Origin of the sequence: Carnobacterium sp. FSL W8-0810 (assembly GCF_038007125.1) — a bacterium.
In the GTDB taxonomy this organism is placed as follows: domain Bacteria; phylum Bacillota; class Bacilli; order Lactobacillales; family Carnobacteriaceae; genus Carnobacterium_B; species Carnobacterium_B inhibens.
Map to the genome: position 1 here is coordinate 1,814,342 of NZ_JBBOWO010000001.1, position 15,582 is coordinate 1,829,923.

The window sequence follows — 15,582 nt, forward strand, 5'->3', positions numbered from 1 at the left end:
TTACTTTCCCACTCCATTCCATTGTTCTTTTATAGCATGGTACATATGAACGGGGTCTTCTGCTTGGGTGATAGGTCGTCCGACGACAATATAAGAAGCTCCTTCTTTTTTTGCAACAGCTGGAGTCGCAACTCTTTTTTGATCTCCACTATCTGTTCCCTCTGGACGTATCCCCGGTGTCACACATAAGAAATTATTCGAGGTTTGTTGTTTGATCGTTAAGGCTTCCAATGCCGAGCAAACAACGCCATCTAAACCAGCCATATGTGTTAATTTTGCGTAGTGAACGACACTCTCCATTAATGAAGCAGAAATGAGTTGTTCTTGTTGCATACTGACTTCTGTGGTAGAAGTCAGTTGGGTAACGGCGATTAATTTAGGGCGTTTCTTTCCTTCATTTGTTCCTGCAATAAGGCCTTCCAGCGCAGCTTCCATCATAATTTGTCCACCAGCTGCATGAACATTTACCATATCAATTCCTAGTGAAGCTAATCCTTTCATTGAACGGTAAACCGTATTTGGGATATCGTGTAATTTTAAATCTAAGAAAACGTCATGACCTGAGTTTTTGATCATTGTAACGATCTCTGGCCCATTTTGATAAAATAATTCCATTCCTACTTTTACAAACAAAGGCTCATTGTCAAAATGACTTAGAAAGTCTTTAGCTTCAAGGACAGTTGGAAAGTCTAATGCAATAATCGGCTTGTTAGTCATTCCTTTGACCCTCCTTGACTTCTTTTATTAATGCTTCAATCGATTCAATCCCTAATTCATCCATTCGCTTAGGTAATGCTTCAATGAGCTCTTTACAAATCATTGGATTAGCATAATTAGCCGTTCCAATCGCTACTGCGTTGGCTCCAGCCATAAACATTTCAAGTACATCATCAACTGTTGAAATGCCACCCATGCCGATAATCGGAATGGAGACTGCACGAGATACTTGATAGACCATACGGATAGCAATCGGTTTTATCGCTGTACCTGAAAGACCGCCTGTTTTGTTTGCTAAGATAGGTCTTTTGGTATTTAGATCAATACTCATTCCTAATAACGTATTGATCATGCTGATTCCATCCGCTCCGCCTCTTTGGGCAGCTTGTGCTATTTCTACAATGTTGGTTACGTTTGGGGTTAACTTAATATAAATAGGCACAATTGCAACTGCTTTTACCGCTTTTGTCATTTCGTAAACTGATTCTGGATCAGCTCCAAAAGTTAAGCCGCCTTCTTTCACATTCGGACAAGAAACATTGATTTCGAGTGCTTTGACTACAGGGGACTGACACAATTTTTTTGCTACTGCACAATAGTCTTCAATGGTTGCTCCGGCAACGCTTGCTATCACAGGTGTAGCGTACTGAGCAAGTGGCGGAAGCTTTTCAGTTACAATAACGTCCACTCCAGGATTTTTCAATCCTACAGCATTTAAAACCCCTGTATCTAAATGATGGTAACGTGGATCAGCATTTCCTACCTTTGCATCAATAGTAGTAGATTTAATGATGATAGCTCCTAAGATAGAATAATCATATTGATCCATATAGAGTTCACCAAAGCCAAAAGTTCCACTGGCTGGCATAATAGGATTTTTTAAGTTTAATCCTGGTAGTTTTACTGCTAAGCGATTCATTTATTAACCCCCATTTAGTTCTATTCTTACTAGTCACTTATTTTATTACAGCGGATTAGTCATAAAGTTACGTGATTCAAGTACATTCAGGATGGCTGATACCGTATCAAGCGACGTCAGCAAAGGAATGCCTTGTTCAATCGCTGTTTTCCGAATGAGTTCTCCATCGTTTACTACACCGATTCCTGTGGTCATAGTATTGATGACCATTTGAACGGTATTTCCTTGAATCACATCTAAGACAGTCTCAGATGTTTGTTGTTGAATTTTTGCAACTTTTGTTACTGGAATGTGATGCTCTGCAAAATAATCTCCGGTTCCTTCAGTAGTCACCACATTATAGCCGATCATATAAAAGCGTTTGGCTAATGTGAGCGCCTCTTCTTTGTCCTCATCAGAAATGGTAAACAGGACAGTTCCATGATCGTATAAGTGCATATGACTTCCTTCAAAGGCTTTATAAAGAGCTTTTTCTAGTGTAACATCGCTTCCCATCACTTCTCCAGTGGATTTCATTTCTGGTCCTAAGAGTGCGTCTACTTTTTGCAGCTTCGTGAAAGAGAATACGGGAGCTTTGACATGAATCAATTTTGATTCTTTAAACAGACCATTACCATATCCTTGATCTTTGAGTGACTGGCCTAAAATGGCTTTAGTTGCAACTTGAGCCATCGGAATACCGGTTACTTTGCTTAAGAATGGCACTGTCCGACTGGCACGAGGATTGACTTCGATGACATAAACTGTATTGTCATGGATAACAAACTGGACATTCATCATTCCCATACAATTTAATCCGAGCGCCAAACGTGTGGTGTAATCGACAATCGTCTCTTGCAGTTCTTTTGACAATGATTGTGGGGGATAAACCGCCATTGAATCACCTGAATGGACGCCTGAACGTTCGATGTGTTCCATAATGCCAGGAATCAGAACGGTCTCTCCGTCACAGATTGCATCTACTTCAACTTCTTTCCCAACTAAGTAGCGGTCGATCAATACTGGGTGTTCTGGAGAAGCTTTCACAGCATTACGCATGTAGCTTTCTAAATCGGGTTGCGTGTCTACGATTTGCATACCGCGTCCGCCTAAAACATAGCTGGGACGAACCAACACAGGGTAACCGATTCGATCGGCAATCACTACCGCATCTTTTTCATTGGTAGCCGTATCTCCTAAAGGTTGAGGGACTTCAAGTTCATTCAACGCTTGTTCGAACAAATCACGATTTTCTGCTCTATCCAAATCTTCTACGCTCGTCCCGAGTAAGGTTACTCCCATTTTAGTCAACGGTTCGGCCAAATTAATGGCTGTCTGTCCACCAAATTGGACAATCACTCCAATCGGTTGTTCTAGACGAACGACATGCATCACATCTTCTAAGGTCAACGGTTCAAAGTACAACTTATCCGAAATAGAGAAGTCTGTTGAAACCGTCTCAGGGTTGCTGTTCATGATAATGGCTTCGTAACCCGCTTGTTGGATCGCTTTTACAGAATGGACCGTAGCATAATCAAATTCAACCCCTTGTCCAATTCGAATCGGCCCTGATCCTAAAACTAAGACGGAAGGTTTAGGTGAAACGATGCTTTCATTTTCTTCCTCATAGGTACTGTAGAAATAAGGTGTATTAGAGTCAAATTCTGCAGCACACGTATCAACAGTTTTGTAAACTGGAACAATGTCATGTTCATAACGTAAGGTAGATACAGCTTGTTCATTGGTGTCCCATAACTGCGCAACAGCTTTATCTGAGAAACCATATTGTTTAGCTGTAGTCAGCACATCAATATCTTCTTTATTTTCTTTTAGTTCGTCTTCTAGTTCTACGATATGGAGCAGTTTATCTAAGAAAAATAAATCGATTTTGGTTAAGTTGGCTAAATCTTCTATCGTATATCCGCGACGGATGCCTTCTACCACATAAAATAAGCGATCATCTTCGGCTTTGATCATTTTTTCAATCAAGTCTTCATCCGTAGCTAAAGTAGCTTCTTCTAATAAGACATGAGATACCCCTATTTCTAATGAACGAACCGCTTTTAATAAAGATTCTTCAATTGTCCGTCCAATTGCCATCACTTCTCCGGTGGCTTTCATTTGCGTCCCTAGCTTGCGGTCGCCTTGTTCAAACTTATCAAATGGCCATCGAGGGATTTTTGCAACAACATAGTCTAAAGCTGGTTCAAATTCAGCATACGTTGTTCCAGTTACTGGATTCTTCATTTCATCGAGTGTAAGTCCTACTGCGATTTTTGCGGCTAATTTAGCAATCGGGTAGCCTGTTGCTTTACTCGCTAACGCTGAGGACCGACTAACACGAGGATTCACTTCGATGATGTAGTAGTTGAAACTGTCTGGATCAAGCGCTAGTTGAACATTGCACCCTCCTTCGATACCTAACGCTCTGATGATTTTTAATGATGCATCACGCAACAGTTGATGTTCCTTATCCGTTAAGGTCTGTGTCGGAGCAAACACGATCGAATCTCCTGTATGAATCCCAACAGGGTCAAAGTTTTCCATATTGCAGACAACAATCGCATTATCATGTTTATCACGCATCACTTCGTACTCGATTTCTTTGTACCCTGCAATACTGATCTCGACTAGACACTGGTTCACTGGTGATAATTTCAATCCATTCTTAACGATTTCTTTCAGCTCTTCCTCGTTATCACAAATTCCTCCACCAGTCCCGCCCATTGTAAATGCCGGACGAACGATCAAGGGGAATCCAATTTGTTCTGCGAAGGACAAAGCTTCTTCAACCGAATGAACAATCTCGCTTTCTGGGACAGGTTCATTTAGTTTATTCATCAATTTCCGAAATAAATCTCTGTCTTCCGCTTGATCGATTGCACTTAATTTTGTTCCTAATAATTCAATGTCTAATTCTTTAAGAATGCCTGAGTTAGATAATTCCATTGCCATATTCAAACCTGTTTGTCCGCCTAGTGTTGGAACAATGGCATCTGGTCGTTCCTTACGTAATATGCGTGAGACAAATTCTAATGTAATCGGCTCAATGTAGACTTTATCCGCAATTTCTTTATCGGTCATAATGGTAGCCGGGTTTGAGTTGACCAGTACGACTTCATAACCTTCTTCTTTTAATGCAAGACACGCTTGTGTTCCTGCGTAATCAAATTCAGCAGCTTGTCCAATAACAATTGGGCCTGATCCTATGACCATAATCTTCGTTAAATCTGTCCGTTTAGGCATTCTTTTTTGTCTCCTTCCAAGCATCCATTAATTCCATAAATTGATCAAACAAGTGATCTGCATCGTGCGGTCCAGGTGCAGCATCCGGATGATATTGGACACTAAACACTGGAAGATAGCGGTGTTTTAGTCCCTCTACTGTTTCGTCATTCAATTCGATATGAGTGATGATCAATTTATCTTTATCGACAGAACCAGCTTCTACTGCATAACCATGATTTTGCGATGTAAAGTCGATTCTTCCTGTTGCGATTTCTTTTACCGGATGATTAAACCCGCGGTGACCAAATTTCATTTTAAAGGTACTTGCTCCATTTGCTAAAGCAATCAATTGATGCCCTAAACAAATACCAAAGACAGGCAGCTTATCTTGTATCCCTTGAATCATCGTTAGCACATCTGGTAATGATGAGGGGTCTCCAGGTCCATTAGTCAACATCACGCCATCAGGATTTAAACTTAAGATGGTTTCTGCAGTCGTATGATAAGGCAATACAGTCACATGACAATCTCTTTTGTTTAATTCGTTTAAGATACTGTGTTTTAACCCAAAATCGATCACGACGACATTTTTCCCTTTTCCAGGACTCACGTATGAACGCGTTGTGGAGACTTGTGCAACTTGATTCGTTGGTAAAACGATGGCTTTTAATTGGTCAAAAGCATGTTTGATGTCGTCCTCTGCATCAATGATCATCCCTCGCATAGTTCCATGTTCACGAATCGTCCGTGTTAGTTTACGTGTATCCACACCAGCTATTCCTGGGATGTTTTTATGTTTTAAAAATGCATCTAAACTCATTTGGCTCCTCCAATTTGAAGGAACCCGTGCAAATTCTTTGACGATAACGGCTTTTGTTGTAGGATCAATCGACTCATAATCATCACGGTTGATCCCTGCATTTCCAATCAATGGATAAGTAAACACCAGCATTTGACCATTGTATGACTGATCCGTAATCGATTCTTGGTAACCCGTCATGCCCGTTGAGAAAACAACTTCTCCAGTTGCATCATTTGCCGAACCAAATCCAGTCCCTTTAAAAATACTTCCATCTTCTAATAGCAATAAACGTTTCATTTTATTGGTCCCTCCTTATACACTAATTTCCCACCGACAAACGTCATTGTCGTTGTCCCTTTAACGTTCCACCCTATAAATGGTGTATTCGTTGCTAAAGAAAGAAACTCTTCAGCCAAGATTTCTTTGGTCGTTGCTAAGTCAAAGAAAGCTAAGTCTGCTTTTTGTCCAATTTCTACTGCTCCGCCTTCTAATTTAAAAACAGTGGCTGGTTTGATCGTCATCCAATCAATAAGCTGTCTAAGAGTTACGACTCCCGGCTCAACTAAAGACGTGTATAGTAATGAAAAAGCTGTTTCGCTGCCCACGATTCCAAATGGAGAACCAATCATGCCACCCATTTTTTCTGTTTTGCTATGCGGTGCATGATCTGTCGCAATCATGTCGATTGTGCCATCTAATAATCCCTCAATCAGTGATTGTCGATCTTCTTCCCCTCTTAGTGGTGGATTCATTTTATAGATACTTGAATCATTAGGAATATCATCCTCCGTTAATAGGAGATGATGTGGTGTTACTTCCGCAGTAACCAATATTCCCGCACGTTTTGCATCTCGAATGACCCGTACACTTTCTTTCGTTGACACATGGCAGACATGGTAATGAGCACCTGTTGCTTCGCTGATAAGAACATCACGAGCAATTTGACTGGCTTCTGTTAGCGCTAGAATTCCTGGCAGTCCTAATTCTTTATTGCGTTTTCCTTCATGCATCACACCGCCAAATAACAAAGAGTCATCTTCAGTATGAGCAACGATCGTTGTTTTGTTTTTAGCCGCTTCTTTCATTGCCAAGTACATCGTACCTGCTGATTGCACCCCTACTCCATCATTGGTAAATGCAAAAGCTCCAGCTGCTAACAATTCTGTTTGATTGGTGAGCATTTCGCTGCGTAACCCCATCGTAATTGGAGCATACTGTTTGACATTAACCACGGCATCTCGTGCTATTTTTTCTTGAAGCTGTTTCATTTTTTCAGCCGTATCCGGTTCTGGATCAACATTCGGCATTGCACATACAGTCGTAAATCCGCCACGGGCTGCTGCCATCGTGCCTGTTTTGATCGTTTCTTTATAAGAAAACCCAGGTTCTCTTAAATGAACATGGACATCGATCAGTCCTGGAGTTACCAATGCTCCACCAGCATCAATGACCTCATATGCTTTTAAACTTAAAGATGCAAGGTTTTCTCCTATGGCTTGAATGGTATCTTGATGGATCAGCAGTTCGATTGGCTGCAACTCTTCTTTATGGTTCACTATTCGGGCATTTTTTATCCAGATCGTCATGGTTTCATCTCCTGAGGTAACAGTATTGTCGGTTTATTTTTTTATCCAGCTTTGTTCCTTCCAGCAATAATAGCTTCTAAAATTGCCATCCTGGCGTATACACCATTAGACATTTGTGTCACAATGCGTGATCGGTCGCATTCCACAAGTGAGCTTTGCAACTCGACATCTCGGTTTACTGGAGCCGGGTGCATCAAAATAGCTGTTGGCTTCATTTTCTTTTCACGTGTTTCGTTAAGTCCGTATTTATCAAGATAAGTATCAATTAGAGACGCATGGGTTGACTGATGACGTTCGTGTTGGACGCGCAAAAGCATGATGACATCGACTTGCGTAACTAAATCATCCATTTCGACATACTGTCCATATTGATCAAAAGTCTCTTCCATCCATTCTGCGGGGCCAGAGAGAAGAACTTCTGCGCCTAGCCGTTTCAGCATATGCATATTTGATTTGGCTACTCTTGAATGCTTTAAATCTCCTACAATGGCTATTTTCAAGCCTTTAAAATAACCATATTCTTCATAGATCGTCATCAGATCAAGCAAACATTGACTGGGATGTTGACCAGTTCCGTCTCCTCCGTTGATAATTGAGCAGTTAATGGATGGACTGTTGATGAGTTCAGTATAGAAAGATTCTTTACTGTCGCGAATAACTGCGATATCTGTACCGATAGCTGACATGGTCAATACAGTGTCGTAGAGACTTTCACCTTTTTTGATGCTGCTAGTTGAAGGTTCAAAGTCAATGATGTCTATCCCTAATTTTTTTTCAGCCATTTCAAAACTCTTATGTGTTCGTGTGCTGTTTTCAAAGAATAAATTGACAGCGTATAGGTTTGGATTTGCTTTCGGAGAAACGGAACCCTTTTTTAATTGTGATGCCCGTTTAATCAATTGTAAAACCTCGTCGTTTGTTAGATCCTCCACAGAAACAAAATGGTCTAAAAGAATGGATGTAGACATATCCGTCATTTCTTGTTCCTCCCTTATCAAGGTTAGTTTAATTCATTTAGCGAATGGTACAAAAAAAGAACCTAAAGTTTTATGAGAACTTTAGGTTCTAGAATAATCCCCCTTCTGCTGGCTGCACTCACCAGTAGTGATTCAGGGTACAATTATAGTAGTGACCTTATTAGTCTCACAGGGCTAATTTAAAGTTTCACTTAAATAGTTATTTAATTTATTTTTTGAATCAGCACATGGTCTTCTCCATCTAATTCTGCTACACCGACCTTGATTTGTTCTTCTAGTGAAGTAGGGATGTTTTTCCCCACAAAGTCAGCACGGATAGGGAGTTCTCGATGTCCTCGATCAACTAATACGGCTACAGAAATTTTTCTCGGGCGACCGATGTCCATCAGAGCATCTAGCGCAGCACGAATGGTCCGCCCAGTGAATAAAACGTCATCCACTAATATCACTTGTTTGCCTTCAATAGATACTGGAATATCTGATCCATTTATCGTAGGGTCATTATTTCCCTCACTTGAATGAACATCATCTCTATAAAGCGAAATGTCTAATTCACCTACTGGAATCTCAACATTTTCAAGTTGTTTCATACGTTCAGCAATTCTTCGAGCCAGATAAATGCCTCGTGTTTTGATTCCAACTAAAATCAAGTCATCGATTCCTTTGTTTCTCTCGATGATTTCGTAGGTGATACGAGTTAAAGCACGTTTTACAGCAGCTTGATCGACTACTTCTACTTCTGATTTGATTGACATGTTTTCCCCTCCACTTTTCATATCGCTTTAATAGGATTGGCAAAAAAAATGCCCTCCTAACCTTTAATGGTCAAAGAGGGCATACATTACCGTTGAGTAAGTTTAAGAAAAGGTGCGGTCACCTTTCTTAATATGCTCCTTCTTAGTCTCACAGGACTAGGATTAAAGGATAGTTTATTTTTCTGTCATTAATGACTATACAGAGCTGGATTATAAAAGTCAAATAAAAAAATTAATCCTGTCTTAGTTTCGTTAATGTATCTTCAAATAATTTTGGCAACGGTGCTTCAAACGTCAAGAATTCTTCTGTTGTTGGGTGTTTAAAGCCTAGTGTTTTAGCATGTAAGAATTGACCCTTGCCTTCTAACGTTTTTCTTGGTCCATAGACAGGATCACCAGCTAAAGGATAACCGATATATTTCATATGAACTCTAATTTGATGGGTTCTTCCAGTTTCTAATTTCAAAGAAACCAATGTAAAATCTTTAAAGCGTTCAAGTACTCTAAAATGAGTCACCGCTGCACGACCGTCATCAATAATATCTTGTTTTTTACGATCTTGTTTTGAGCGTCCAAGAGGAGCATCGATGGTTCCTTTTTCATGTGGAATCACACCATGAACAAGTGCAACATATTCTCTTAAAGAAGTCTTGTCTTTTAATTGAGCAGCTAATTTTTCATGAGCAGCGTCATTTTTAGCAACCATCAATAATCCAGATGTATCTTTATCGATACGGTGAACGATTCCTGGACGAATGGTTCCATTAATACCAGACAAATCATTGATATGATACATCAACGCATTAACTAATGTTCCTGTTTGGTGACCAGCTGATGGATGAACGACCATTCCTTGAGGTTTATTTACCACTACAACGTCTTCATCTTGATAAACAATTTCAATGGGAATATCTTCAGCAAGGACTTCTAAAGAAACAAGTTCGGGTTCGATGATATGGATGTGGTCTTCTGTTTGTACTTTGTAATTGGCTTTTAACGTTTCTCCATTTACAGTCACATGTCCTTCTTTGATCCATTGTTGGATGTGTGAGCGAGTAACGGACGGCATCAATTCAGACAACACTTTGTCTAAACGGCCTGTTTTTTCTTTGATCGTAAAATTATGTTCCTGTACCATGTTGGGTCTCCTTTTTTTAAACCGCCTTTTTAGTTATAAAACGGTGGTTTAGTGTTTCTTTTTTTCATTTCTTTCGTCCATGAAAACAAAAATAATCATTAAGACAACGCCGATGCTCAAAGACATATCGGCTACATTAAAAATTGGAAAATTGATAAATTCCAAGCGAACCATGTCGATAACGTATTCAAATCGAATACGGTCAATAAAATTTCCCAGTGAACCAGCTAAAATAAGGGCCAAAGCAGTTGAAAATAAGCGACTTTGTTTGCCGAATTTTTGCAAGTAATAAACAACCACACCTACGACTACAATGGTTATAATATAAAAGAACCACATTTGTCCTTCTAAAATACTCCAAGCAGCTCCATCATTTTGAATATACATCCAAGATAAGATATTTGGTATAACTTCAACTATTTCATATAAGTCAATGTTTTGCACGGTTAAAAATTTAGTAAACTGATCAACGGCTACTATGATAGCAGCTAAGATATAATATATGAACATATTAGCCCTCTCTTTATTTCATTCTGTTTTACACTTACTCTACCATTTTACATGATTCTCCAGTTAAGAGATAGTTTTTTATTTTCCTCGTCTTGTCTCTTGGTTTATTAAATAACCAACCGTAATGTTTTAGAAACTAGTAAATGTTTGTTATAATGTAAAGGGCTTATCTATTTACGATTGGATGAAAGTGTGTATTGTTATTCAATCGTTAAATTGATTTTAGTTAAATCAAAAAAGGAGTTTTGCAAAAAATGAAAAAAAGATATCTAGCAACAAATCTATTTGCAGTATCATTGTTCTTAACCGCTTGTGGAAATGATGACGTAGCGGAAGCTTTAGAATCAACTACATCTGTTAAGACACAAGAAGAACAGATCGTGAGTGACTTAAATGCCATTACAGAGCAAGAAAAGAATTTACAAGGAACTTTTGAAACTACGCTTTCTGAAGATGAATCATTAAGCACATTAGCAGACGGAACTTCTGCTGTTTTTGAAAATGTTGATGCACGTTCCACTTCGCTTTCTGAACTGAAAGAAGCAACTACTGCTATGAAAGAAGAACAAACCCTTTTAGACGAAAAAACGAGTGATGAATTACCACAAGATGAATTGGATCAATTAACCACTAGTATAGAAACTTTAACTGCTTCATTAGATGAATATGTCACTCATTATGAAACAGTACTAGAAGAACAAAAAACTTACTTTACGGAATTAGGTAAAGAAGAAGCAACGTATGATACGCTTACTGAAGGTATGGAAACTATCATTGAACACGATACAAAAACCAAAGAATTGCTTTTACAATTAGACAAAGAGCTAGTGGAAGTACAAAATTCTCAAACTGCTACAACCGAGTCTTTGAACAAATTAAACGACTCATCAAAATAAGCTTACAGTAAAGGAGTACTTAAAACATGAAAACTATCTTACTTGGTGTATCCCTTATGAGTGCACTTGTCTTAAGCGGCTGTCAACCTTCCGCATCATCTGAATCTGATAACGACACTAGCAGTTCACTTAATTCTGAGGTAACTGAAAGTCAATCTAGTAGTACAGATGAAACAGAAACCAGCGAAGCAAGCAGCTCAGCTCAAAGTTCAATGGAATCTACAGAAGAAACACCTGATGAACAACAAGAATTTCAGTATAAAATAAACCCAGTTACCTCAGTTGTAGAACCAATTGATGCAGAAACTGAGTCAAAAGTAGCCCTATTAACTTTTGATGATTCTCCTGATCAACATGCAGTAGATATAGCTGAACAATTAAAATCTATTAATGCCCCTGCCATCTTCTTTGTAAACGGTATGTACATAGAATCAGATGAAGGAAAAGACAAATTGAAACAAATTTATGATATGGGATTTGAAATTGGAAACCATACTCAAACGCATCCCAATTTAAGTACGATCAGCTCTGAAGAACAACGAGAAGAAATTTTGAAAACCAATGAATTGATTTATGAAGTCACAGGTGAAAAGCCACACTTCTTCCGCGCACCACATGGTGTAACAACTGAAACATCAGATGCTATTATGTCTGAAGAAGGAATGGTTTCAATGAACTGGACTTATGGATACGATTGGGAAGCAGATTACCAAACTAGCGAAGCCTTAACAGATATTATGTTAAATACAGAATATTTGAATGATGGGGCTAATTTATTGATGCATGATCGCACATGGACTAATGAAGCCGTCTTACCAATTGCTGAAGGCTTGATTGACAAAGGGTATACATTAGTTGACCCTAAACTTATTGAAACACCTGAAAGAGAGGACTAAACAAGTATGAAAAATAAAACAGCATTCTGGCTAGGATTATTAGCAACAGCATGTATCGGTTTCTCCCCTCTTGCTGTATCAGCTGAAGAGAATCCTGAACCAACTTTACTAGAGATCAATACAGAACCTATTCTAAGTACACCAGCCGAATTCCCTTCAAAATTTACTTACGATAGTGGAATTAATATTGAGTATCCTGAAAATGGCGTAAAAGGTATTTACGTTACAGCCTATTCAGCCGGCGGAACAGATAAAATGAAAGAACTGATTAATTTTGTCAATTCTAGTGGTTTAAATTCAATGGTTATCGATGTCAAAGATGATGTTGGAAATATGACAATGGATTTGAAATCTGAAAACAAGATCGTCCAAGATAGCACAAATGATTATGTAACTGATCCAACTGCTATGATGAAACAACTTGAAGAAAATGAAATCTACCCTATTGCCCGTGTGGTGGTCTTTAAAGATACCTTACTAGCTGAAGCTAGACCTGAATTGTCCTTTAAAAAAGCTGACGGATCCGTTTGGAAAAATGGAAATGGCGATGCGTTTGTTAATCCTTTTTCTAAAGAAGTGTGGGATTACAATATAGAAGTTGCTAAACAAGCGGCAAAAATGGGCTTCAAAGAAATTCAATTTGACTATGTTCGTTTCCCCGAAGGTTTTGAGAACGAAAGCAAATCGTTAGATTACACTCTTGATGATTACGAAACAAGCGATCTTGATGACGTTCAACAACGAGTTTCAGCAGTTAGTGACTTTGTAGCCTATGCCCGAGAACAACTAAAAGCTTATGATGTAGAGGTTTCTGTTGATATCTTTGGGTATTCAGCAACTGTTCCAGAAGCCCCCGGAATCGGTCAAAACTTCTCTAAAATCTCTGAAAATGTTGATGTTATTTCTTCTATGATCTACCCAAGTCATTGGAACTCTTACTTCGGTATCAGTAAGCCAGACTTAGAACCTTATAAATTAGTCGCTGAGTATATGAAAGTAGAAAATAAATTACTTTCAGGTTTAGAAACGCCTCCGAAATCAAGACCTTGGTTGCAAGATTTCACCGCCTCATACTTAGGGGCTGGAAATTACCAACAATACGGTGCAGCACAAGTTGAAGATCAAGTAAGAGCGTTGCACGATGCTGGAGTAAATGAATTTTTACTTTGGGATGCTTCTAATAGTTATACAACAGGCGTAAATTACAATATGGAATAGCCTATAAGGCAAAAATTTTAATACTGAATCAAACTGGAAAAACAAGTCTTATCAGAAAATAACACTATGTAATCAAAGAACCCTCTCTAATTACAAAGAGGGTTCTTTGATTTTTTTATACATACAACCGATTGTTTTTAAACTCCTAAATTAAAATTTTTAATTTTTTCAGCTGTTTTTAAAGAGTTCAATCCAATCAGCTTATTCTCCAACACTTGATCAATCATTTCATAATCAACGTTAGGATGGATTTCTTTTAATAGTTCTAGTGTCTTTCTTGCACCTTGATCCATCGAATGCGCTCCTGAAATCAGTAATATGTCCTCTGCATTCAATTTTTCAACGCTAAGTCGCAATGCGTCTTCAAGTTCTTTAAAAAATGTAACTTCAATTTTATTTAGTTTCATCACTTTCAGGAAAGCGGCTAATTCTTCATCTGTGACTTCATCTTTTTTATCTACATGTGATGACGCCGTCGTCAAAATAATCTCAGCAACTTTCATTTTATGGAACCATTTTGCTAAAGTTTCCGCAATTTCTGTACTATGCGCTGGACCATTGCTTCCTCTGATTGCATGTACAAGGTGCAGCTCGTTGTAATCTAAATGACTGATGGTTTCCATACATGAATCAATGTTATTTTGATTCAATAACAAATCGTCTATCACTTTAAATTCTTTATCATAGAGTATCTGGAATCGCCTCTCTACACCTCGGAAATTTTTAATTCCGCGCTGGACATCCTCAATCGGTATATCATTGACCAATCCAGTAACTAGTGCTGTAATTGCATTATAGATAGAATGATAGCCTGGAATCGACAGTTCTAAATCGAAACTTGTTGTCTCAATTCTTTTTCCGCTCAAGGTGTTAAAGGGTTTACAAATCGTCACTTTAAACGATGGGATGCCTGACGAAAATCGAATATCTGAGGCGGTGATCGTACCAGTCTTATTTTCTATTCCAAAAGTAACGACCTGAGCTTCTGTCTCTTCTTCTAAAGGGATAAGCAAGGGTTCATCAAGATTCAAAACAGCTGTACTCATTTTAGATGCTTTTCTTATCAAAGAAGCTTTAGCATCAAAGTAAGCATCAAATGATTCATGCAGTTTGATATGTTCTGGACTGATATTCGTAAAGGCTACAACATCAAAATCAGTATTATAAACGCGTTTAAGTTCCAGTGCTGAAGAAGAAACTTCCATAGAAACATGTGTGATTTCACGATCTCTCATCTTCGCAAAGTATTGCTGTAAATCATAAGATTCCGGAGTAGTTAATAGACTCATTTCAATCTCTTTATCGATTTTAACTAGAATAGTTCCTATTAATCCAGATTTCAATTGATAAGCTTTGAAAATCTCTTCAGTCATATAGGTAATCGTCGTTTTCCCATTAGTAGCAGTTACTCCGAATAGGCTCATAGACTTAGAAGGATGATCAAAAAAATTACTCGATAAAACAGCCAAAGTTTCACGACTATCTGAGACTTTAAGTTGAAGTGTATCTAGGTCTTCAATAAATTGTTCAACGATAATAACCGTTGCACCCTGACTTACAGCATGTTTTGCGTAGTTATGTCCATCTGTTTGTTGTCCTTTAATACAGACAAATAAAGTATCTGCCTTTACTTCTTTTGAGTGATAAGTAATTTTTTTAATCTCGATTTTATCTAATGCTGTTTCAAGCTGATTATGACGGCTAGAGTCGATCTCTACCGATTTCAATAAGTCAGTTAGTTTCATAATGATCGTGACTCCTCCAGTGTTTTTGTGCAATAGCTGATAAGTGATATTTTTGAACAGATAAGTCTATTACTAATAGTTAGTTTACTATCTTATCTGTTTTATGTCATATCATTTGCTCACTGGGAATGAATCACTTTCCTTTTATGCTACTAAATACATTTCATACATTATTTGAAGACAGTGTTATCTGCTATTATTGATCTTTTTCATAAT

Annotated in this window: 13 protein-coding genes; 3 read left to right on the forward strand and 10 right to left on the reverse strand. The window is 38.3% G+C overall.

What is annotated here, in order from left to right:
- The 9 genes from pyrF to lspA form a co-directional block, all read right to left on the reverse strand.
- Complete coding sequence (gene pyrF / locus NST49_RS08815; protein ID WP_034536694.1) at positions 1-717, reverse strand: orotidine-5'-phosphate decarboxylase; 717 nt, start codon at positions 715-717, stop codon at positions 1-3.
- Positions 710-1,636 (reverse strand): dihydroorotate dehydrogenase, encoded by a 927-nt coding sequence (locus tag NST49_RS08820; protein ID WP_341048135.1) that lies wholly within the window; start codon positions 1,634-1,636, stop codon positions 710-712. Before NST49_RS08820 ends, pyrF begins: the two co-directional genes overlap by 8 nt.
- Before the next feature lie 45 nt (positions 1,637-1,681).
- On the reverse strand, positions 1,682-4,861 hold the full coding sequence (gene carB / locus NST49_RS08825; protein WP_341048137.1) for a carbamoyl-phosphate synthase large subunit: 3,180 nt from the start codon (positions 4,859-4,861) through the stop codon (positions 1,682-1,684).
- The gene (locus NST49_RS08830) at positions 4,854-5,942 is read right to left on the reverse strand and encodes a carbamoyl phosphate synthase small subunit (protein WP_023177974.1); all 1,089 of its coding nucleotides are present in this window, start codon (positions 5,940-5,942) and stop codon (positions 4,854-4,856) included. The genes carB and NST49_RS08830 overlap by 8 nt, the downstream gene beginning before the upstream one ends.
- Entirely contained in the window at positions 5,939-7,231 is a 1,293-nt protein-coding gene (locus NST49_RS08835; protein WP_341048140.1) for a dihydroorotase, read from the reverse strand. Before NST49_RS08835 ends, NST49_RS08830 begins: the two co-directional genes overlap by 4 nt.
- 41 nt (positions 7,232-7,272) lie before the next feature.
- Positions 7,273-8,208 carry an aspartate carbamoyltransferase catalytic subunit gene (locus NST49_RS08840; RefSeq protein WP_023177972.1) on the reverse strand — a complete coding sequence of 312 codons (936 nt, stop codon included), beginning with the start codon at positions 8,206-8,208 and terminating at the stop codon, positions 7,273-7,275.
- A gap of 203 nt (positions 8,209-8,411) precedes the next feature.
- Positions 8,412-8,963 carry a bifunctional pyr operon transcriptional regulator/uracil phosphoribosyltransferase PyrR gene (gene pyrR, locus NST49_RS08845; protein WP_023177971.1) on the reverse strand — a complete coding sequence of 184 codons (552 nt, stop codon included), beginning with the start codon at positions 8,961-8,963 and terminating at the stop codon, positions 8,412-8,414.
- A 232-nt stretch (positions 8,964-9,195) separates the two neighbouring features.
- Entirely contained in the window at positions 9,196-10,101 is a 906-nt protein-coding gene (locus tag NST49_RS08850) for an RluA family pseudouridine synthase (protein ID WP_034536686.1), read from the reverse strand.
- A 48-nt stretch (positions 10,102-10,149) separates the two neighbouring features.
- Positions 10,150-10,611, reverse strand: coding sequence for a signal peptidase II (gene lspA / locus NST49_RS08855; protein ID WP_034536683.1), 462 nt, complete (start codon positions 10,609-10,611; stop codon positions 10,150-10,152).
- Between the two features lie 254 nt (positions 10,612-10,865).
- Between lspA and NST49_RS08860 the strand changes: the two genes are divergently transcribed.
- From NST49_RS08860 to NST49_RS08870, 3 genes are read left to right on the forward strand one after another with little or no spacing between them, the layout of a single operon-like run.
- Positions 10,866-11,507, forward strand: a complete 642-nt coding sequence (locus tag NST49_RS08860) for a YkyA family protein (RefSeq protein ID WP_341048146.1) — start codon at positions 10,866-10,868, stop codon at positions 11,505-11,507.
- A gap of 26 nt (positions 11,508-11,533) precedes the next feature.
- A complete protein-coding gene (locus tag NST49_RS08865; RefSeq protein ID WP_341048148.1) occupies positions 11,534-12,403 on the forward strand; it encodes a polysaccharide deacetylase family protein in 870 nt (289 codons plus the stop codon).
- Positions 12,404-12,409: 6 nt separating this feature from the next.
- The gene (locus NST49_RS08870; protein WP_341048150.1) at positions 12,410-13,621 is read left to right on the forward strand and encodes a putative glycoside hydrolase; all 1,212 of its coding nucleotides are present in this window, start codon (positions 12,410-12,412) and stop codon (positions 13,619-13,621) included.
- A 137-nt stretch (positions 13,622-13,758) separates the two neighbouring features.
- Here NST49_RS08870 and NST49_RS08875 read toward each other — a convergent pair whose 3' ends face one another.
- Positions 13,759-15,366, reverse strand: coding sequence for a Mur ligase family protein (locus NST49_RS08875; RefSeq protein ID WP_341048152.1), 1,608 nt, complete (start codon positions 15,364-15,366; stop codon positions 13,759-13,761).
- Positions 15,367-15,582: the final 216 nt, after the last annotated feature.